The sequence below is a fragment of the Mucilaginibacter sp. cycad4 genome (genome assembly GCF_034263275.1).
Classification (GTDB): Bacteria; Bacteroidota; Bacteroidia; order Sphingobacteriales; family Sphingobacteriaceae; genus Mucilaginibacter.
In genome coordinates this window covers 6,890,280-6,912,077 of sequence record NZ_CP139559.1, presented here as the reverse complement: position 1 = coordinate 6,912,077, position 21,798 = coordinate 6,890,280, and the positions used below count along the sequence as shown (strand labels likewise).

Sequence of the window (21,798 nt, the reverse complement as noted above, 5' to 3'; positions counted from 1 at the left end):
AACAATGACCTAATGAATAATATAATGAGCGAAAATAATAACTCAAAAAACTCCCCCTTCAGGGGGCAGGGGGGCACGGCTATAATCATAGGCGCAGGTATAGTAGGTTTGGCTACAGCCCGCGCTTTGGCCATTCGCGGCTATAAGGTAACCGTGTTTGAGCGTAACGAACGTGCAGTAGGCGCTTCCATCCGTAATTTTGGTATGGTGTGGCCGATAGGCCAGGCTACCGGGCCAATGTTTGAGCGAGCCATGCTGTCAAAAAGCATTTGGAAAACAGTTTGTACCGAAGCTAACATCTGGCATAATGAGGTCGGCTCGTTACACCTTGCCTATCATGATGATGAGCTGCAGGTGATAGAAGAATATGTTGATGTAAACAAACAACATCGCGATTGCGCCGTGCTAAGTCCCGGCGAAGCCCTCTCCAAATCACCGGCCATCAATACCGATGGCTTAAAAGGTGCATTATGGAGCGGAGAGGAAATGATCGTTGAATCTCGTGTGGCAATAGGACAGGTAGCCGCTTATCTTGCCGAAAAATTTGGCGTGGAGTTTTACTGGAACACGGCTATCAGCCGCATTGAACATCCAAAAGTTAGTTCAGGCAGCCAAAGCCGGGAAGCCGACGAGATCTATGTTTGCAGTGGCGCCGATTTTGAGACATTGTATCCTGAATTATTCGCCCAAACAGAGATCACTAAATGTAAGCTTCAAATGATGCGTTTGGTTACCCAACCAGATGAATGGCGCATCGGCCCTTCGTTATGCGGCGGTTTGTCGATGATCCACTATCCCGGTTTTCAGGCGGCGGCTTCATTGCCTGCATTGCGTAAACGTTATGAAGAACAATATGCAACTCATTTGAAGTGGGGGATCCATGTGATGGTATCGCAAAACGGCAGTGGTGAGCTTACCATCGGCGATTCGCACGAATATGGTTTGGTTCATGATCCTTTCGACAAGGAATTTATTAATAATTTGATAATCGAGTACTTACATACGTTCGCCAAATTTAAGGACTGGAAAATGCTGCAGTCATGGCACGGCATCTACCCTAAAATGACCAACGGTGCATCCGAACTGGTAGTAGATATTGAGCCCGGTGTAACGCTCATTAACGGCCTCGGCGGCAACGGCATGACATTATCATTTGGCCTTTGCGAACAGGTTATTGCGCAGCGGAAAGACGGTGTAGTTCATGGTTGATGGATCATAGATTTTAAAAAATCAACCATAAATCCTGATATTGCCCGCTTACTAAAAACTAAAAACAACCATGATCTATCATCCATAGGCCATGAACTAATTAAAAATACACATGTCTGATTCAAGGAGAGATTTTCTTAAAAAAGCAGCCTTACTAACCGGAGCGGCCGGCCTCGCCAGCATTTTACCCGAATCTATTCAAAAAGCAATGGCCATTAACCCGGCGCCGGGCAGCACCTACCTGGATGCCGAGCATATTGTGATCCTGATGCAGGAAAACCGTTCGTTCGATCATACTTACGGCATGCTGAAAGGGGTACGCGGTTATAACGATCCGCGTGCAATCGATCTGCCAAATAAAAATAAGGTTTGGTTGCAATCAAACAAAAAAGGCGAAACCTATGCTCCTTTCCACCTTGATATCAAAAACACCAAAGCAACCTGGATGAGCTCATTGCCGCATTCATGGGCCAACCAGGTTAATGCCCGCAACGATGGCAAGTTTGACCAGTGGCTTAACGTTAAACGCAACAGCATTAAGGAATACTCAAACATGCCTTTAACTATGGGGTTCCACAACCGTGAGGATATCCCATTTTACTATGCCCTGGCCGATGCCTTTACCGTTTGTGATCAGAATTTTTGCTCATCCCTGACAGGCACCAATCCTAACAGGTTATATTTCTGGAGCGGTACCATTCGTGCCGAGCAGCATGAAAATTCACTTGCGCACGTTTGGAACGATGATATGGACTATGGTACCCTGAACTGGGCTACCTTCCCCGAGCGTTTGGAAGACCATAACATATCATGGAAACACTACCAGAACGAAATTGCCATTGATACCGGCTTACAAGGCGAAGAAGACCCATGGCTGTCAAATTTCCAGGATAACCCGCTGGAGTTCTTTGGACAGTACAATATCAAACTGTACGATAAGCACATCGCTCATCTGCAAAAAAAATCAACCATTTTGCCTGATGAAATTGCTGCTGTAGAAAAACAGATTGCAGCTTTGCCTGCCGGCGATGCCCATATTGATCATCTGCAGAAACAGCTTAAACAAAAACAGCGCGATCTGGAGAACACCAAAAAGGACATGGCCAGCCTTGATCCGGGTAAATTTGCAAGCCTGTCACAGCGCGAAAAGAACCTGCACCAAAAAGGCTTTGTAACCAATAGCAATGATCCGCATTACCGTACTTTAAGTCCACTGAAATATAATGATGATGGCACCGACCGCGAGGTTCTTGTACCTAAAGGCGATGTATTACACCAGTTCCGTGCCGATGTAAAGGACGGCCATCTGCCAACCGTAAGCTGGTTATCGGCCCCTGAGCATTTTTCTGATCACCCAAGTTCGGCCTGGTACGGTGCATGGTACGTATCCGAAGTACTGGACATCCTTACACAAAACCCCGATGTTTGGAAAAAGACCGTTTTCATTTTAGCTTACGATGAAAATGACGGTTACTTTGACCACATCCCTCCTTTCACCGCGCCAAATCCGCATAAGCCGGGCACCGGTAAAGTATCAGAAGGTATCGACCCAAGCGTTGAGTTCGTCACTTTAGAACAGGAAAAAGCACGCAATAACTTCCCCGAAGTGTTTGACCGCGAAAGCTCAATTGGCTTAGGCTTCCGTGTACCGCTGGTAATTGCTTCGCCATGGAGCCGAGGCGGCTGGGTTAACTCCGAAGTTTTTGACCATACCTCAACCCTACAGTTTTTAGAAAGCTTTTTAAGCCACAAAACCGGCAAAAAAGTAACCGAGCCTAATATCAGCGAATGGCGCCGTACCGTTTGCGGTGACCTATCAAGCGTTTTCCGCCCATACAACGGCGAGAAGATCGAGAACCCCGAGTTTGTTGCCAGGGAAGCATTTTTAGAAAGTATTCATAAGGCACAGTTCAAAAAACTGCCTTCAGACTATAAGTTGCTTACTGCCGATGAAATTGCGCAGATCAACAAAGATCCGCATTCATCGCCGTACATGCCACAACAGGAAAAAGGTATTAAACCATCATCGGCGCTGCCCTACCAGCTTTATGCAGATGGTAAGTTAAGCGCTGACAAAAAATCATTCGAAATTAAATTTACCGCAAGCAACAAGGCATTTGGTGCTAAGGCATTAGGTTCACCATTTAATGTGTATGCCCCGGGCAAATACGCAACGATGAATGATCCGCAGAAAATGGAAGACCTGCGTACGTGGGCCTATACCGTTAAAGCCGGTGACACGCTGGCTGATGTGTGGCCGCTGCATGAATTTGAAAACAGCGAATACCATTTGCGTACCTATGGCCCTAACGGTTTCTTCCGCGAGTATCAGGGTAACGCTGCTGATCCGTTGGTTGATGTGGTTTGTGAATATGAGCAGGTTGCAGGTAAGCTAACAGGTAATGTAGCTTTAAAGCTAACCAACCATACCAACAAAGCCCAAACTATTTCAGTAACCGATCATGGCTATAAAACCGGCGATCATAAAGTTGCTGTAAAAGCAGGTGCCAGCACAACCATTGCTTTAAACCTAAGCAAAACCCATGGTTGGTATGATTTCAGCACAAAGGTTGATGGCTTTGAGAAATTCGCGAAACGTTTCGCCGGCCGCGTGGAAACAGGTAAATCAAGCTTTAGCGACCCTTTAATGGGTAAAGCGTTGGCATAATATTTTAACACTTTTATAATTCAAAGCCGGGCTTCTGAGTCCGGCTTTTGCTTTTATAGGTTTTTATGAATTGTAGATGACACTAATCAGCAGTTAGCTATTGGGATTTTTAAAACAGAATTATATATTTGCGTAATCAGTTACATAATTAATTACTTATTATTATGGAGTTTTTTAACAAAGTAGGTAAAATGGCTATAGGCAGCAGGTTAAGGATGCTTACCGAAACCATGACAGAAGATGCCGCACGGATTTACAAGTTGTATGATATAGATTTTCAACCTAAATGGTTCCCGGTTTTTTATGTATTACAGGATGGCGGCGAATTTACAATCACCTCGATAGCCAAAGAGATTGGTCACTCCCACCCTTCGGTAAGCAAGATCATTGCCGAAATGGTGAAGAATGGTTTTGTTACAGAGAAAAAAGATAAAGCCGACGGCAGGCGTAATATGGTAAGCTTATCGACCAGGGGGCGCGAAGCAGGAGCAAAAATACAGGATCAGTATACCGATGTTACCAGCGCTGTTGAAGAGCTTTTATCGCAGGCAAATCACGATTTGTGGAAAGCCATTGAGGAATGGGAATATCTCCTGGAGCAAAAAACCCTGCTTCGCAGGGTACAGGAACATCAAAAAACAAGAGAAAGCAACAAAGTGCATATAGTGCCGTATGAACCGCGCTATGCCGCGGCTTTTAAGGCGCTTAACGAAGAATGGATCTCCCAATATTTCAAAATGGAAGAAGCCGATTACAAGGCCCTTGATAATGCCGACAGCTATATTATCAACAACGGGGGCCATATCCTGGTCGCGCTTTATAATGATGAGCCGGTTGGTGTATGTGCCCTTTTAAAAATGGATGATCCTGATTATGACTATGAACTTGCTAAAATGGCGGTATCGCCAAAAGCGCAAGGAAAAAACATAGGTTTTTTATTGGGACGGGCCATCATTGAAAAAGCAAAAGAACTTGGCGGAAGTAAACTATACCTGGAAAGTAATACCATTTTAAAACCGGCTATCAGCCTGTATCATAAACTGGGCTTTGTTAAGGTTGCAGGCAGGCCTTCGCCGTATGAACGTGCCAATATCCAAATGGAACTTTCTTTGTAATTAATGGCCAACTAAATATGCTGTCCGAAGTCTCCCGACTTCGGTCGACTATGCCTGTAGTTTATAACTACAGGATATATTGCTTCCATCAATAGATATATTAACTATTGTATAACAATTGTGAATAAAATCAACAAACAGTTCGGGCATTTTTTCGTTTATTGCAATTGAAACTTAAACATTATATCTATATGAAGCACAAAAAACTCCTGCTCCCTACACTAACATATCTGTTATCTTTAAAAAACTTCAAAAAACATCTTATCATTTGCCTGGGTATCTGCCTATTTTGCAGCACTGCTGTACAAGCCCAGTTTGGCGGTTTTGGGAAAGCCATATTGGATAAAGGAGCCGATATGGTATCGGGCGGCAGCCTTAATAAATTGCTAAAACAGCCGCAGGCCATTACCACCAGTTTTAATGACGTTAACAAGGAAGGCTCCAAACCACCATCGTTCATGGAAGGGCAGGTGGCCGAGCCTTTATACCTTTTGCCAAAAGCACCCGCGGGCGGCTTTAAGCTTTGTGCCGGTTTTTATGAAATGACCAGCAAAAGCTATTGTCTGCATGCGGGTACCCGTGGCCCCAGTACAGGCGACGGGTATATGCTTGCCCCGGTGCTGGGACCAAAGCGTGATGTGGTGATACTGATATTAAAACATGCTGAAACTCATCCCGAGGTTGACCAGCATAGCATCCAGATATTATTATGGTCGATTATTGCACGCACCAGGTTTGTTGATATGGGGTCCGATATTAAGCTTACCGCAACCAGGCTGCTATCAGCTAATGAACTGTTAATGCTGGAAGGCGGTGCGCTGGGTGTATTGCCCGCCAGTGTAATGGATAAAGCCAAAAGCCAATTGCCGCCTGCGGTTCAAAGTGTTTTTGAGGCTGAAAACAATATCCGCCGATTAGCTGCCTCTGGTAATTCATCTTACGAAGAGATGGAAAAGTATGCCATGTTAGCCGGTTTGGCCCCGGCGCCTGATCCGGCGGTACCGTCAGGCATATGGTCATTACACCCTGATGGATATTACATTCGGTTTTATCCGCATAGCTATTCAAAAACCACGGTACAGATCTACGTACCGAAAGAACTCCTCAGCACAAAACCCGGTTTGGTTTATGACGGGCCTAATGGCATTGCCTGTCCGGCCAATGTAGGTTCGCAGCGCCTGGCTCAAACTAATGAACCGCTAAATCCTGATTATCATCAAAAATTAAAAACGATCTGTAATCAATAGATAGGGAAAGGCGAAAGGTTTCGTTACTTTTCGCCTTTTTTTGTTTGCTGGTGACCAATGCTTTATTCTTAAACAATCGGCGGATGAAACTCGTTTCCGCTCCTGGCTATTACTATTGTTGCTACGCCGTTGCCTTTACATTGGTTATTGCCTGCGCTTCTAACATAAACCGGTCAACCCCTAAAAGTATTGCAACACCCTCAACAGGGATAACTTTTGTTGCTGCCAGGGAACTATTGAAGCCTTACGAAGTTTAAAAACTTTCGTAAGTCTGGATTATACATATATGACGGGCACTTACCCTTAACTCGGATCTTTATGCTGAAACTCGGGTTTCAACAAGCTGTTCATTGCCTTGCGCAGCTTCAATACTTTAGGCACCGAAACATGGGCGATATAGGGGCTATTCATATGCTGCCTGTAATATCCCTGGTGATAATTTTCTGCAGGATATAATACTTTAAACGGAACAACCTGTGTAACAATAGGGCCGCTGTAATGATGTGTAGCATTAACTTTAGCTATCACGCTTTCCAAAGTTTTCTTTTCTTCGGGTGTACGGTAAAAGGCTACTGAGCGGTAGTCGTCGCCCACGTCCGGGCCCTGCCTGTCGATAGTAGTAGGGTCGTGCGCATAAAAGAATGCTTCGGCTAAAGCGGCGTAACTTATCTCGGCAGGGTTATAGTAAACCTGTACCGATTCGGCATGGCCCGTATTTTTGCCGCAAACATCCTCGTACGACGGATTTTTAGTTGTGCCGCCGGCATATCCGGCTACTACTTTAGTAACGCCCTTTAATTCATACAAACCTTCCGAAAGGCTCCAGAAACAACCACCTGCAAAAGTGGCAACCTTTTCACCCGCCTTTGGAGCAGGCAGGTTTGCAAAACCGTTTCCGCCGGTTTGTGCATCGGCGCAGCCAAATAATATTAGCAGGCCAAGCAGGCATATATTTAACTTTTTTGTTAACATGATCTTTTTAATTTAAATAAAAGCTGAAAGCGAATGCACAAAGCCTAAAGCTAACAACCTGATTATTAATATTATTTAATTACTTTATGTAAAGTTAATTACTGGACTTTGTATAATGGTTAATTATTTAGCCGGAATAAACTTAAAAGCATATGAATCCATACAATAACGTTTGCCCGTAGGTGCCGGTCCGTCGTTAAAAACGTGGCCAAGATGTAAGCCGGTGCTGGCTTCAACCACTTCTTCGCGTACCATCCCGTACGATGTATCTTTTACAATTTTGATCGCTTTTGGGTCGATAGGTTTAAAAAAGCTCGGCCAGCCAGTACCGGATTCAAATTTGGCATCCGAGCTAAACAATGGTTTCCCGGTAGCCGCACTCACATACATCCCTTTTTCATGATTGTTCCAGTAAGGGTTATGGTAAGGCTGTTCCGTCCCCTTGTTTACCAGGATTTCATATGCCTCCGGCGTCAGCACCTGCTTCCAGTAACTGGCCGGTTTGGCCTGGGGATATGTTTTGGTATCAACGGTTTTATCGGCCTGCGGAGCGCTTTGGCTGCACGCGTTAAGGGCCAATAATATAAATGGTATTACAAACAGATTTATCTTTTTCATACCCCTTAGTCGGAGGAATACAGAAAACCTTACAGGAGGACTAAAGCATTTCTGTCATTTTATTGTCTGAAATTGATTTGGTCTGCATTGACCTGAAATTAAAGAATTACCTGAGTTTCTGATCCTGTTATTCTATTCCGTTTTAAAAAATAAAAAATCCTGTAAGGTTTCCTTCTTCTCCCCGACTAATGCAGAAATCAAAACAACAGGAATACTGCATGGGCAATAAACTTTTACTCAAACCATTACCGCAACATTGATTTATGCAAAGCCAAAACAGCAACAATATCAGTCTTGATAACATTACCGGTCCGCGTACCTGGGTAGCACTCCATGCCGACTATCTTTATAAATATGCCCTCACACGGATCAATGACCAGGAATTAGCCCGTGACCTTGTACAGGAAACTTTTTTAGCTGCATTGGAACGGCTGCAAAAATTTGAAGGTAAAAGCACCGAACGCACATGGCTTACCGCTATTATAAAGAACAAGATCATTGATGTTTACCGCAAAAAGGCATCGGCCTTTGTTAAAGAACCGGGACTAACATCTGCCGAACACGAAACAGATGATTTTTTTGAGCCGGATGCCCATAACTGGAAACCAAACCACCGACCGCAGGAATTCGGCATTGAACAAACCGATCATCTCGAAAGCAAAGAATTTGAACTTATACTGCAAAGGTGCCTGAAAAGGCTACCCTCACTCTGGCTTTCGGTTTTCACTATGAAACACCTTGATGATGAGCCCACAGATACCATTTGTGGCGACCTTAGGATTACACCCGCTAATTTTTGGGTGATCATCCATCGCGCCAAACTAAGCCTGAGAGAATGCCTTCAAAAAAACTGGATTTAAAATTATTGGATATGGACGAATTAACTAAAATAGCTTATAACTGCAAAAAGGCTACTTATTTAATGGAGAAGCAGGATATAGGAAAGATCACCCTCCGCGAAAAACTGGAACTAAAAATTCACCTGGCAGGCTGCCGGGTTTGCAGGGTGTACCAGCAACAAAGTACTGCAATAAACCGCATGATCAAAAGCATGTTCCATCAGCCCATTGCCGAAAACATTAAACTTGATGACGAATTTAAAAATGAACTGCAGCACCTTATTGACGAACAATTGGAAAAATAGAACCTATAGATAAAAACAATACTCACCCTCCCCTTTTATAACAGACTATTAAATAATATTAACAATCAAGCTATTAGCTTTAAGCGTTGTGTATGCTGATTTTAGCTGTCAAGTGAATTGAAATTCCATTATTATACACTAAAACAAAAACATGAGCGTATTATCCTAATCACACCGGGGTTAAAATTTTTAACCCAAAGTAGCGTAATGCCTGCTGGTTACGTAAAGTTAAAATATCAGTTTACTACCAATATTTTAGTTTATGAAAACAGTTCAGCAAAAATTAACAAGGCGGGCAGGCATTATCGGGATGGTGTGTTTGCTGGCAGCAACACTCAGTTCGTGTTTAAAAGACCACAACAATTACGTTCAGCCGCCGGTGGCGCTTGTTTCGGTCATCAACGCCTCACCCGATTCTGATCCGGTCGATTTTTATCTTGAGCCTAACAGGGCCAATACTTTCCCTATTCGTTACGGTCATGGTATAGATTACATTAATGCCTACACCGGTAAAAGAACAGCAACGTTTTATGTTTCCGGCACAAAGCAAAAAGTTGCTGACGATACCATTACCCTCGTAGCTAAAAAACTTTACTCGGTATACCTTGCCAACACTGCTGGCAAACGCGATGTAATTTTTGTTGCCGATTCTATCGTTCAGCCGGCCGCCGGGATGGCCAGCATCCGTTTGGCAAACTTAAGCGCCGATGTAGGTACGGTTGACCTGGTTACTTCAAAAGATTCGGTACTGGCAACGAACAAAGCTTACAAACAGGTATCTGATTTTGTGACTATTAAAGGCGGTGTTACTTACACACTTAATATCCGTAAAAAGGGTACCACCACTGTATTGGCCAGCCTTACCAATGTTAACATCCGTGCGGGTTCTGTTTATACCGTATGGCTGCAGGGTATCGCAACAGCCACAGATGATAAAAAACTAAGTGCCGATATTCAAACAAACGTTTACTATTATTAAATAACCTATACCTATATTGTAAAGCCCGGCCTGCGTGCCGGGTTTTATTTTTTACAGATTGCCCATTGGGTTAACAATTTAATAATATAAACTTCGCCATATTTAAACCTTACCATTATACATTTAACCCGTTAATGTTTTTTTGATAAACCTCAAATTTCCGGAAAAGATGGATGAGCGTGTAGTGATCATTGTGCCGGCCCGTATGGCATCAAGTCGTTTATATGGCAAAGTAATGCTGCCTATATTGGGTAAAAGTTTATTGGCCCGCATGGTTGAGCGGTTGGACATGATCCAGCACCAGGCCGGCATTGTCATTGCCACCTCCGAAGGTGCCGAAGATGATATTATTGCGCATGAAGCCGAAAACCTTAACATTCCGTGCTATCGCGGCAGCCTTGGCAACTTGTTGGACAGGCACTACCAGGCGGCCAAATTTTTCAATGCCGACGTAGTGGTAAAAATCCCTGCCGACTGCCCGCTGATCGATCCGCGGATCATTGATAAAGTGCTTGAATACTTTTTCAGCAACAGGCAAAAGTTTGATTATGTGAGCAACCTGTACCCGGCAACCTATCCCGACGGTAATGATGTAGAAGTGATGACCATGGCCTGCCTCAAACAAGCCTGGGAAAATGCCGGCCGTCCTCATGATCTGGAGCATACCTCGCCATACATCTATGAAAACCCGCTCATCTTTAACATAGGCAACGTAACCTGGGAAACCGGCCTGGATTATTCCATGTCGCACCGTTTTGCGCTTGACCACCCCGAAGATTTTTATTTTATCGAGCGCGTATTTAAAGAACTCTACCCGGTTTGTAACCGTTTTTCATGCCAGGATATCCTTAACCTGCTGAAACTAAAACCCGGAATCTACGAAATCAACGCCCGCTATAACAGCACCAACTGGTACAATAAACACCTGAGCGAAGTAAAGCCCGAGTTTGCGATGGCTTGAGGGGAGGGTAGAGATTAGAGGTTGGTGATTGGAGATTAGTCCGGGGTATCCGCTGCTATCAACGCAAAATCAACATCGGAATATGCCGGCAGTAATCTCTTTTGGCGCAAGTGTTGTGTGGCTGCCTGTGGGATATGGCTCACTTGTGCCTAACTTCAAAAGGTTTTTTTACTAATATGGCGTTACCTTCGGCCCGGGCTATCCGCTCATACTACTCTCTTTTGGCGCAAGTGTTGTGTGGCTGCCTGTGGGATATGGCTCACTTGTGCCTAACTTCAAAAGGTTTTTTACTGATTGTGGCGTTACCTTCGGCCCGGGCTCATATCTTTACATTTATAAATAAATCAGAATAAAAGGAGACACTTTGGGCCCGTGCATGACACGTACTATTACGATGTTGACGAGATAGGCTAATTCTCCTTTTTTAGCTTCTTAAAGTCTGGACAGTACCGAATGACAGGTTATGCGCCTGATCAGCTATTAATATGAGCAAAGACTGTGAAGGGTTTTTCTGATAAACAATAAATGTAAAGCATGAAGAACTTAAAGTATTCAGTAGGGATCGATGTCTCCATGAAAGATTTCGCCTGTTGTATTTCGGTCATCAATGATGAACAGGATGTCAAGGTAAAGGCTACTCACAAATTTGCCAATATTGAAAGTGGCTTTGGAGCATTATTGGAATGGGTAAAGCGCCATAAAAAAGAAGACTTACCTCTTATTTATACAATGGAAGCTACCGGCGTTTATCACGAGCAACTGGCTTGGTTTTTACACCATAAAGGTAATAGTGTAAGTATCCTTTTGCCTAATAAGGCAAAGAAACATTTGCAGGCAGACGGAATCAGGTCAAAGAACGATAAGATCGATGCCCGTGGTTTAGCCAAGGTAGGAGCTGAAAAGAAACTGGAACAATGGACGCCACCCAGCATGGAACTGTATACCTTACGCTATTATACACGACAGCATCAAAGCCTGAATGAATTTTATACAGCCACGGCCAATCAACTACATAGTATCGAGCATAGCCAGTTTAAAAACAAAGATATCATTAAACAACTCAAAAGTTCTTTAAAGCTATACGAGAAACATATGAAAGAATTGGAAAAACTGATCGCTCAATTGATCCAATCCGATCCAATTCTTAACAGGCACTACAAGAACATTTGTGCTATTAAAGGCTTAGGCTTGTTGTCCTTTGCTGTTATCGCTGCTGAAACAAACGGATTTATCCTATTTGATAACGCAGCCAGCCTGGTTAAGTATGCAGGTTACGATGTCATTGAAAATGAATCAGGTAAGCATACAGGCAGAACGAAGATATCAAAGAAAGGCAATTCAAGAATAAGGCGTATACTGCACATGCCTGCACTTTGTGCAGTAAGGGACGATCAGCCTCAATTTCAAAAACTGTTCGAACGGGTCTATGAACGGACAAGGATAAAAATGAAAGGATATGTCGCCGTGCAGAAAAAACTGCTTGTAATGATGTATTACCTATGGAAGAAAGAAGAAAAATATGATCCGGCTTTTAAAAAGGAAGTAGCCCCGGCTTTGCCTGGGGCTACACATGATGAACTTCTGAACGAAGCTCTCATTAAGCAACAAAATTAATGAAATTATATTTGGATGTAAAGACAGTACCTATCCGCTCATACTACACAGGGCCTTATCCGTCAGCTGACGGACGGTATCCGCTTCTATCCCCAACGCAAATTTACCATCAGATATTACCATTAGGAAATTGATATCAGGAAATCCTCAAATCAGGTATATCAAGGTTCTTCATCAGCGAAATCAACGTAATCATTTTAAAAATCAACGGTTATCTTTGCCGTATGCTGATATCGCCATCCACCCTACGCACATTTACCGAAAATATATTCAAAGCCATTGGCTGTAGTCATGAACATGCGGTATTAGCCGCCGACGTGCTCCTCAAATCCGATCTCCGTGGTATCGACTCGCATGGCGTAGCGCGCCTGAGCGGCTATGTACGCCTTTGGGAGAAGAACCGCATTAATCCCGTGCCCAACATCCAAATAGTACACGAAACGCCCACAACAGCCACTGTAGATGGCGATGCAGGCCTTGGGTTAGTAGTAGCTCCGTTTGCCATGGAGGTAGCTATTAAAAAAGCTGAGGTATACGGCTCAGGTTGGGTATCGGTACGTAATTCCAATCATTTTGGTATTGCAGGCTATCACGCGTTGATGGCTGTGGAGAAAGATATGATCGGCTTTGCCATGACCAACGCCAGTCCGCTGGTTGCGCCAACATTTTCTAATGAACGGCTTTTGGGTACCAACCCTATGTGCTATGCTTTCCCGGCAGGAAAATATCCCCCGGTAATAGTTGATATGGCAACATCAGCGGCAGCCAACGGAAAATTGGAAATAGCCCAGCGCTTGGGCAAACAAGTGCCTGAAGGCTGGATCCAGGATAAGGAAGGCAATTACACTACCGATCCGCATGCGCTTAAAACCGGCGGCTCACTCCTGCCCCTTGGCAGCGACCGCGACCATGGCAGTCATAAAGGCTTTGGTTTAAGCGCTACCGTTGATATATTATCAGCCGTGCTTTCAGGAGCCAATTACGGTCCATGGGTACCGCCCTTTGTAGCTTTTCTTGATCCGCCAAATGATCCGGTTGGTGCGGGCATAGGGCATTTTTTAGGCGCAATGCGCGTGGATGGCTTTCGTCCGGTTAATGAGTTTAAAGATCACTTAGATAACTGGGTAGAACGGTTTAAATCATCTGCTACGGTTGATCCGTCACAAAAGGTCATTATCCCCGGTGAACCGGAACTTGAAGCCGAAGCAGACAGAATTGCAAACGGCATTCCTTTAGTTGATGCGGTTGTTGAAGATTTGAATAAACTGGCGGAGCGGTTTAAAATCGGTCAACTGCCGCGGGTTTAGCGCAGCGTAACCCGTGGTAACCACAAAGTAAGCTTTCAGCTTACGGAACTTCAGCTGAAAGCTGAAATCATGCTAAACCACGGGCTGAAAGCCCGCGGCAGTGAGAATTTGTAAAATAAAGAAGCCGGTTTGTGACCAAACCGGCTTCTTTACTATTGTTCCCCCTTTAGGGGGTTAGGGGGCGTCGCCTAATGGATCAGATTAAACAACCTGCTCCAGCGGATCTTATGAATGAACGAAGCATTGTCGTCAACACTCATCCAAATGAACAGCGCTTTACCCACAATATGATCTTCAGGAACAAAGCCCCAAAAACGTGAATCTTCCGAGTTATGACGGTTATCGCCCATCATAAAATAGTAGTTGAGTTTAAAGGTATAGCTATCAGCCTTTTTGCCATTGATCAGAATATCTTTACCACTCACCTCAACCCTGTTGCCTTCATATACGGCAATCGCGCGGCCATAGATTGGGAATGTTAAACTATCCAGCTTTACTGCCCAGCCCTTTTTAGGTACAATGACAGGACCGAAGTTGTCCACATTCCATTTATAGTCGGGAGTGTTAGCTCCTATTTTGTAGTTGGAGAAGATGGCAGGATAAACCGGGTTCATCGGATCTGACGCTCCCCGCGGGGTTAACCGTGGTGTAACCGATTTGATATTTGAATATCCTTTCAGTGCCTTTGCCGATTCCTCGGTGGTATTGGTAATAAACTCGGTATTATTTACCGATGAAATATCCGATAAATGCAAATCTGTTGCTATTTGCGGGTTAAGTTCGTTCCCGTCGGTTTTAACATCATAGGTGATCTCGCCTTTTGGCGGTGTAACAGCAGCTTTCCCATTTATAAACACCTGCGCATTAACAACGCTCAGCGTATCTCCCGGGGTTCCCTGGCAGCGTTTAATATAGTTTTCGCGTTTATCAACCGGCCTGAAATAAGGCGAATCGGCATCCATCGGATAATTGAATACCACCACATCACCTTTTTTAATATCACTTAAACCAGGCAGGCGGTAATATGGCAGTTCAATACCATCCCAATAGGCTTTGGTATTGATAAGCGGCATGGTATGGTGTGCGAAAGGGAATGCAACAGGCGTCATGGGTAAGCGTGCCCCATAGTTAACTTTACTTACAAACAGGTAATCGCCAATAAGCAATGAACTTTCCATAGAAGCACTGGGAATTACATAGGCCTCAATAAACAGTGTACGGATCAGCGTTGCAGCAATCACAGCAAAAACGATAGCATCAGCCCATTCCCGTACCTGGGTTTTCTTAAGTGCCAATTTATATTTCTCCCTAAATTCCGGACTTGCCGACTGGCCTAAATATTTGGTATCCTTATCAAAACCCCATTTGGGTAAATAGATAAACTGCAGCACAACACCGGCGCAATGCTCAGCAAATGTAAACTTACCGTATGATTTAATAAAATCGATAGTAATACCCAGGGCAACAAGAAAACCCAAACCCGGTATGAGCAACAATATAAACCACCAGCCCGGCCTGCCACTCAGCCTGATCATAATGTAGAAATTGTACAAGGGTACTATAGCTTCCCAACCCGGCCTGCCTGCTTTTTCGAATAATTTCCATAAGCCTGCATAAGGCAATATGATTAAAACAATAAATGTTATTACAAATCCTACAACGTTCACTTTGGTGTTTTTATATTTTCAATTAATGTATGCCCCTGAACAACCTGTTCCATCTTATTTTATCAAAGAAGCTGGCTGTACTGTCAATACTCATCCAGGTAAATAAAGCTTTGCCTACTACGTGATCTTCGGGAACAAAACCCCAAAAGCGCGAATCTTCCGAATTGTGACGGTTATCGCCCATCATAAAATAGTAGTTGAGCTTAAAGGTATAAGTATCGGCTTTTTTCCCGTTAATCATGATATCCTTGCCAACAACATTTACCTTATTGTTTTCATAAATTTCAATGGCACGGCCATAAACCGGGAAAGTCAGGCTATCGAGTTTAACTGTCCACCCTTTTTTAGGAATAATAATGGGGCCATAGTTATCTACATTCCATTTAAAATCGGGAAAATTGGGTGTGATCTTATAACGCGGGTACTTGGCAGGGTAAACCGGGTTCAGCGGGTCACTGGTGCCCTTAAGCGTTAAGGCCGGCACAATTGATTTTACATTTGAATAAGTTTTTAGAGTAGCTGCCGACTCCTTAGACATCATCATTTCATAACGGTTGCCAGTATAGCCCCTGATCTCTATCTTAAGTTCATTTAAAATAGCCGGGTTAAACTCTTGCCCGTTTGTTTCAACAAAATAACCTTCTTTACCCCTTTCCGGATTGGGGGCAGCCTTACCATTTATATAAACCTGTGCATCAACTACACTCAAAGTATCGCCGGGGGTGCCCTGGCAACGTTTAATAATATTTTCACGCTTATCCACCGGCCTGAAATAAGGAGAATCGGCCTCTATCGGTGCGTTAAAAACCACGATATCCTGCTTTTTTATGTCACTTAAACCTGGCAAGCGGTAATAAGGCAATTTTACCCCGCCCCAGTAAGCCTGGGTACCCCAGGGTGTAGTGTGGTGCATAAAAGGAAATGAAACCGGGGTTATCGGCATCCTTGCACCATAATTAACCTTGCTTACAAACAGGTAGTCGCCAATTAAAAGCGAGTTTTCCATCGAGCCGCTGGGGATAACATAAGCCTCGATAAACAGCGTACGGATAAGGGTAGCGGCTATTACTGCAAATATGATAGCGTCGCCCCATTCACGAAGCGTACTCTTTTTCTTTTTTACTTTACTTGTATCTTTCTTTTTCCAGAATTTCCAGTTCATATCAATATTGGTGTGCAAATTATTTCAAATCCGCAGATTTCGGATGTGCAAATGTGCAGATTTTTTAATGTTTATATTTTATGTATAAGATATATGTTACACGTTATATGTTACGTTTGCCAATATTAATTATAGATTACATTTCCCACATCATCTGTAACTCTGAAATCCGCACATTTGTATATCTTTCTAATTAATCCTACTAAAGACCCTGTCCCACCTTATTTTACAAAATGAAGGCGAATTGACATCCCAGCTCATCCATACCAATACAGCTTTACCTACAATATGGTCTTCGGGGACAAAGCCCCAAAAACGCGAATCTTCAGAGTTGTGACGGTTGTCGCCCATCATCCAATAGTAATCCATTTTAAAGGTATACCTATCGGCCTTGCTCCCATTAATAAAAACCGCGTTTCCTTTAACCTGCACCTTGTTATTTTCATACACCTCAATGGCCCGGCGATAAAAGGGCATGGTCATACCGTCCAGTTTAACCGTCCAGCCCCTGCGCGGAATAATGATTGGCCCCAGGTTATCCTCGTTCCACCTAAAGCGCGGATCATGCGGAAAAACCTCATGATCGTACACCCCTCTTAATTTAATGTCGGGCTTTACAGTTTTAATATAAGGATATGTTTTTAGCTTTTCGACCGATTCGGCAGTTGTGTTCACCGTAAAATCGACCTTTGTAAATTGCTGAATGTCCTCCAGGTGAAGATCATAACGTGTATGGGGGCCAAACCCGCTTACCGAGCCATCTGTACGTACCCGGTATTCCATTTCGCCATTTGGCGGCGTAGCCATCGGCTTATTGTTGACATACACCTGGCCGTACTCCAGCTTTATGGTATCGCCGGGTGTGCCCTGGCATCGTTTGATATAATTCTCCTGTTTATCAACAGGACGATAAAACGGCGAATCAGCATCCATTGGATAGTTAAACACTACTGCATCACCCTTTTTTACTTCGCTGAAACCCGGTAGCCGATAGTAAGGCAGCTTAATCCCATCCCAATAGGCTTTGGTACCGATGAGCGGCATAGTGTGGTGTGCAAATGGAAATGCGATGGGGGTCATGGGCAGGCGGGCACCATAATTGATCTTGCTCACAAATAAAAAATCACCCACCATTAGTGAGCTTTCCATAGATGATGAAGGTATAGTATATGCCTCCATAAAAAGCCCCCGGATAACCGTTGCTGCTATTACAGCGAAAAGAATGGCTTCCGTCCATTCCCGCACAGGTGATTTATCAAGGTCACGGTATTTTTCCCTAAAATCGTCACTTGCCGATGGACCAACATAGCGGGTGTTTTTATCAAAGCCCCATTTGGGGATAAAAATAAATGGCAACAGCACCGACACTGTGATTTGCCCTATACCTACCTTACCGAATGATTTAATAAAATCAATGAGGATGCCGATACTTATAATGAAGTTTATGCCCGGTATTAAAAGCAGCAAAAGCAGCCACAGCGGCCGCTGGCTTAGCTTAAGCATAATGTAAAGATGATAAACCGGGATCAGTGCTTCCCAGCCCGGGCGACCGGCCTTTTCAAAAAGTTTCCAATATCCGGTCAGTATTAAAATCAATAGCGGGCCTGTAATGATGTAAAACCCTATATAGCCCGCTATTGCCATTTATATTAAAAAGCTATTAGCTGTTAAAATCAAACATGGCTTCAACAGAGTAAAAGCCCTTTTTATCGTGCAGCCACTCGGCAGCCAGTACAGCGCCTAAAGCAAAACCGTTACGGTTATGGGCGGTATGCTTAAATTCGATGCTGTCCACTTCCGAATCATAAATAACAGTGTGCGTACCCGGCACGCTGTCTATCCTTAATGATTCTATAAGCAATTGGTTAGGAGCAACATTGGCATCGTCATCGCTGTCATCAGTAGTTAATACATTAACCCACTCGTTTTTGGTGTCGGTGTTGTTAATGATGCCTTCGGCGATGGTTATGGCTGTACCGCTTGGCGAATCCATTTTTTGGGTATGGTGGATCTCTTCAACCTGTACCTCGTAATAAGGGTACCGGTTCATTACTTTAGCCAGCAACTTGTTAACATGGAAAAACACGTTAACACCAACGCTAAAGTTTGAGGCCCATAGTAGTGCCTTATTCCCGTCAATGCATTGCTGTTTTACTTCCGGCAAATGTTCGTACCAACCCGTTGTGCCAATAACAACAGGAACATTGGCATTAAAGCAATGCTCAATATTTGATAACACGGACGCCGGGGTAGTAAATTCAATTACCACATCTGCTTTTTGCAGGTTTTCGGGTGTGAGGTCATGAAGGGTTTCATGATCAATGGTAAGTACAATTTCATGCTTGCGGCTAAGGGCTATCTTTTCAATGATCTTGCCCATTTTTCCGTAGCCAAGTAACGCTATCTTCATTTCAGGTATTGTGGTTTTCCTTATTAAAACGTAAAGGTAACTTTTATACCCGGAATATAAGTATAATTAGCGCCCTGCGCATAAACCGGCTGATTAATTATACCCGGAGCTACTTTGAACGACAGGTTATTATCAACCGTATATGAGTGGATGAACTTGGCATCGATATAAGCATCAACAGCCTGGATACCCCATACGGCTAAAAAGCCCAGTATGCTCAAATCACGGTTACGCCTCGAATTTTCACGGGCATCGCTCAGGTTGGCATCGGGCACGTCTTTATAAAGGTTATATTCTGTATAATAAGGGTCGCCGGGATTAGGAGGAGTACCCTGGCGGTATCTTGATAATGTTAAATATTCCTTGTAATAATGCTGGTTGTATATAATGGCTGATGTTAATAAGCCCAGTCCCCCGTAAATTAGCGGCACTTTCCACCACCTATGGTTATACACCTGTCCCCAGCCTGGTATCATCAATGAATGTATTACTGCTTTATGCGGAATATGCGTACTATCGGGATGATAGATTTTTTCTTTGGCAGGATCAATCTTTGGGGCAAATGAGCCCGACGGGGTTTTAACAGGATGCTTTACTTTCAGCGTATCACTTTTTTTACTCCCCGTACTATCAACTACCTGAGCCTGCGCGGCAGAAATAAAAAAAGCGGATACAACTAAAAAAAACAGATATTTATACATTATAGCTAACAATTACCAATCAAGCATTTCAAGGATGCGGCCAAGGTCATCTTCCGAAAGGAAAGGGATCTCGATAACACCGCTTCCACGGCTGCCAACTTTTAGTTTTACCCTCGTACTAAATTTTGAAGCCAGGTCATCCTGGATCTTTTGCAACTGATATGATACCGGCTCGGGCTGTTTGCCTTCCTTTTTTACCGGCGACTTTTGCATCTCTCTTACCAGTTCTTCAACCTTACGAACGGATAAACCTTCCTTTATAATATGCTGATGTATAAATAATTGTTTGGCAGGATCGGTTAGCGTTAAAATAGCTTTGGCATGCCCCATTGAAAGTTCGCCATCACGAATAGAGGCCTGGATAACCGGCGGCAACCTTAACAGGCGAAGGTAGTTGGTCACTGTCGACCGGTTTTTGCTCACCCTGTCGCCCAATTCTTCCTGCTTCAGGTTACATTCCTCTATCATGCGCTGAAAACTCAGGGCAACTTCAATGGCATTCAGGTTTTCGCGCTGAATGTTTTCAATGAGCGCCATCTCCAGCATTTGCTGATCATTGGCGGTGCGCACATAAGCCGGGATCTGGGTTAGGCCGGCCAGCTTTGATGCGCGAAAACGACGCTCGCCCGATATCAGCTGGTACTTATGCGCACCAATTTTCCTGAGCGTTATTGGCTGAATTAAGCCCTGCAGCTTGATCGACTCTGAAAGCTCGGCCAATGCCTGTTCATCAAAATCGGTACGGGGCTGAAAAGGGTTAACCTCAATTTCGGCCAGTTGTATTTCATTAACCGAGCCAAGGTCATTTACCTCGGCAGGGCTTGCTGTTTCCCTGTTTCTGTTTTGGTATGGTTGTACGTTAGGCGTGTCGTTCAATAGCGCACTCAGTCCCTTGCCCAGGGCATTTCTCTTTTCACCACTCATTTACTATACTGTTGCTGTAGCTGTTGCCGATTCACCCTTTACCAGTCCGTTCTTTTCCAAAATTTCGCGGGCAAGGTTTAAATAATTTATTGCACCCTTACAGGTAGCATCATGCATAATTACCGATACGCCAAAGCTTGGCGCCTCGCTTAAACGGGTATTACGCTGTATAATGGTGTCAAAAACCATATCCTCAAAATGTGTTTTAACCTCATCAACCACCTGGTTGCTCAGGCGTAAACGCACATCATACATGGTTAACAGGATCCCTTCAATTTCCAGCTGAGGGTTAAGGCGCGATTGAACAATTTTGATGGTATTTAACAATTTACCCAAACCCTCCAACGCAAAATACTCGCACTGAACCGGTACAATTACCGAATCAGCCGCAGTTAAAGCATTGATGGTGATCAAACCCAATGAAGGCGAACAATCGATAATAATAAAATCATATTCGTCACGCACCTTGTCAAATACCTGTTTCATCTTAAACTCGCGGCCGCTTAAATTGATCATTTCAATTTCGGCACCTACCAGGTCAATGTGCGCAGGTAATAAGTCAAGATTGGGAGTTTCGGTTTTCTGAATGGCCTCATGAGGGTCAACCTCATTGATGATACATTCATAGATACTATTTTTTATATTGCGGGGATCGAAACCAATGCCCGAGGTTGAATTTGCCTGCGGGTCGGCGTCAACCAACAAGGTTTTATAATCTAATACAGCTAAACTTGCAGCCAGATTTATAGATGATGTAGTTTTCCCTACGCCGCCTTTCTGGTTGGCTAAAGCAATAATTTTACTCATTCTATAGTTTAAAAAAATTTATAGTTCTATGATTTATAACAACGTTAAATAGAAACAGAAATTTCTACTTTCGTAAAAGTTTTTATCCGGTGATAAAGATACGGAATTAAATAATGCAGAATTCCACAGCTTTTGCCTATTTACAAACAAAATTGATCAATTAGTGAACTATCGGCTTAGCAATTAATGAATATTATTGCTTAATCATATTTATCATTAAAGCATTCATTCACAAAATATTACTAAGTTAATCAACAGCGATAATACTCATCAGATCGTTTAGCAATTTACCA

At 43.6% G+C, this 21,798-nt stretch carries 20 protein-coding genes; 11 read left to right on the top strand and 9 right to left on the bottom strand.

Features of this window, described 5'->3' with window-relative positions; translation table 11 throughout:
• Window positions 1–24: 24 nt before the first annotated feature.
• The 5 genes from SNE26_RS28500 to SNE26_RS28480 all read left to right on the top strand — a co-directional run bounded on the left by SNE26_RS28500 (window position 25) and on the right by SNE26_RS28480 (window position 6,496).
• Window positions 25–1,209, top strand: a complete 1,185-nt coding sequence (locus SNE26_RS28500) for a TIGR03364 family FAD-dependent oxidoreductase (RefSeq protein WP_321557213.1) — start codon at window positions 25–27, stop codon at window positions 1,207–1,209.
• Window positions 1,210–1,321: 112 nt separating this feature from the next.
• Window positions 1,322–3,877, top strand: a complete 2,556-nt coding sequence (locus SNE26_RS28495) for a phosphocholine-specific phospholipase C (protein ID WP_321557212.1) — start codon at window positions 1,322–1,324, stop codon at window positions 3,875–3,877.
• A gap of 164 nt (window positions 3,878–4,041) precedes the next feature.
• Window positions 4,042–4,992: a bifunctional helix-turn-helix transcriptional regulator/GNAT family N-acetyltransferase gene (locus tag SNE26_RS28490; RefSeq protein ID WP_321557211.1), complete on the top strand. Its 951-nt coding sequence runs from the start codon at window positions 4,042–4,044 to the stop codon at window positions 4,990–4,992.
• Window positions 4,993–5,183: 191 nt separating this feature from the next.
• Window positions 5,184–6,239, top strand: coding sequence for a hypothetical protein (locus SNE26_RS28485; RefSeq protein WP_321557210.1), 1,056 nt, complete (start codon window positions 5,184–5,186; stop codon window positions 6,237–6,239).
• A gap of 83 nt (window positions 6,240–6,322) precedes the next feature.
• Window positions 6,323–6,496: a hypothetical protein gene (locus SNE26_RS28480; protein ID WP_321557209.1), complete on the top strand. Its 174-nt coding sequence runs from the start codon at window positions 6,323–6,325 to the stop codon at window positions 6,494–6,496.
• Between the two features lie 46 nt (window positions 6,497–6,542).
• Here SNE26_RS28480 and msrA read toward each other — a convergent pair whose 3' ends face one another.
• Window positions 6,543–7,211, bottom strand: a complete 669-nt coding sequence (msrA, locus tag SNE26_RS28475) for a peptide-methionine (S)-S-oxide reductase MsrA (RefSeq protein WP_321557208.1) — start codon at window positions 7,209–7,211, stop codon at window positions 6,543–6,545.
• Between the two features lie 123 nt (window positions 7,212–7,334).
• The gene (gene msrB, locus SNE26_RS28470; protein WP_321557207.1) at window positions 7,335–7,829 is read right to left on the bottom strand and encodes a peptide-methionine (R)-S-oxide reductase MsrB; all 495 of its coding nucleotides are present in this window, start codon (window positions 7,827–7,829) and stop codon (window positions 7,335–7,337) included.
• A 263-nt stretch (window positions 7,830–8,092) separates the two neighbouring features.
• Here msrB and SNE26_RS28465 point away from each other — a divergent pair, with 263 nt between their 5' ends.
• From SNE26_RS28465 to SNE26_RS28440, 6 genes are all read left to right on the top strand, one after another.
• Window positions 8,093–8,689: a sigma-70 family RNA polymerase sigma factor gene (locus SNE26_RS28465; protein ID WP_321557206.1), complete on the top strand. Its 597-nt coding sequence runs from the start codon at window positions 8,093–8,095 to the stop codon at window positions 8,687–8,689.
• An 11-nt stretch (window positions 8,690–8,700) separates the two neighbouring features.
• Window positions 8,701–8,973 carry a hypothetical protein gene (locus tag SNE26_RS28460; RefSeq protein WP_321557205.1) on the top strand — a complete coding sequence of 91 codons (273 nt, stop codon included), beginning with the start codon at window positions 8,701–8,703 and terminating at the stop codon, window positions 8,971–8,973.
• A gap of 262 nt (window positions 8,974–9,235) precedes the next feature.
• Window positions 9,236–9,952: a DUF4397 domain-containing protein gene (locus tag SNE26_RS28455; RefSeq protein ID WP_321557204.1), complete on the top strand. Its 717-nt coding sequence runs from the start codon at window positions 9,236–9,238 to the stop codon at window positions 9,950–9,952.
• Window positions 9,953–10,094: 142 nt separating this feature from the next.
• Window positions 10,095–10,913 carry a glycosyltransferase family protein gene (locus SNE26_RS28450; protein WP_321557203.1) on the top strand — a complete coding sequence of 273 codons (819 nt, stop codon included), beginning with the start codon at window positions 10,095–10,097 and terminating at the stop codon, window positions 10,911–10,913.
• Window positions 10,914–11,447: 534 nt separating this feature from the next.
• On the top strand, window positions 11,448–12,527 hold the full coding sequence (locus SNE26_RS28445; protein WP_321555355.1) for an IS110 family transposase: 1,080 nt from the start codon (window positions 11,448–11,450) through the stop codon (window positions 12,525–12,527).
• Between the two features lie 224 nt (window positions 12,528–12,751).
• A complete protein-coding gene (locus SNE26_RS28440) occupies window positions 12,752–13,834 on the top strand; it encodes an Ldh family oxidoreductase (protein WP_321557202.1) in 1,083 nt (360 codons plus the stop codon).
• A 188-nt stretch (window positions 13,835–14,022) separates the two neighbouring features.
• Here the strand turns inward: SNE26_RS28440 and lepB (SNE26_RS28435) are convergent, their stop codons facing one another.
• The 7 genes from lepB (SNE26_RS28435) to SNE26_RS28405 form a co-directional block, all read right to left on the bottom strand.
• Window positions 14,023–15,501 (bottom strand): signal peptidase I, encoded by a 1,479-nt coding sequence (gene lepB, locus SNE26_RS28435; protein WP_321557201.1) that lies wholly within the window; start codon window positions 15,499–15,501, stop codon window positions 14,023–14,025.
• 22 nt (window positions 15,502–15,523) lie between these two features.
• Window positions 15,524–16,663, bottom strand: coding sequence for a signal peptidase I (gene lepB / locus SNE26_RS28430; protein WP_321557200.1), 1,140 nt, complete (start codon window positions 16,661–16,663; stop codon window positions 15,524–15,526).
• A gap of 189 nt (window positions 16,664–16,852) precedes the next feature.
• Entirely contained in the window at window positions 16,853–18,307 is a 1,455-nt protein-coding gene (lepB, locus tag SNE26_RS28425; RefSeq protein WP_321557199.1) for a signal peptidase I, read from the bottom strand.
• A gap of 16 nt (window positions 18,308–18,323) precedes the next feature.
• Window positions 18,324–19,073 carry a 4-hydroxy-tetrahydrodipicolinate reductase gene (dapB, locus tag SNE26_RS28420; protein ID WP_321557198.1) on the bottom strand — a complete coding sequence of 250 codons (750 nt, stop codon included), beginning with the start codon at window positions 19,071–19,073 and terminating at the stop codon, window positions 18,324–18,326.
• Between the two features lie 23 nt (window positions 19,074–19,096).
• Window positions 19,097–19,774 carry a DUF5683 domain-containing protein gene (locus SNE26_RS28415; protein ID WP_321557197.1) on the bottom strand — a complete coding sequence of 226 codons (678 nt, stop codon included), beginning with the start codon at window positions 19,772–19,774 and terminating at the stop codon, window positions 19,097–19,099.
• Window positions 19,775–19,786: 12 nt separating this feature from the next.
• Complete coding sequence (locus SNE26_RS28410; protein WP_321557196.1) at window positions 19,787–20,698, bottom strand: ParB/RepB/Spo0J family partition protein; 912 nt, start codon at window positions 20,696–20,698, stop codon at window positions 19,787–19,789.
• 3 nt (window positions 20,699–20,701) lie between these two features.
• The gene (locus SNE26_RS28405; RefSeq protein ID WP_321557195.1) at window positions 20,702–21,505 is read right to left on the bottom strand and encodes an AAA family ATPase; all 804 of its coding nucleotides are present in this window, start codon (window positions 21,503–21,505) and stop codon (window positions 20,702–20,704) included.
• Window positions 21,506–21,798 lie beyond the last annotated feature (293 nt).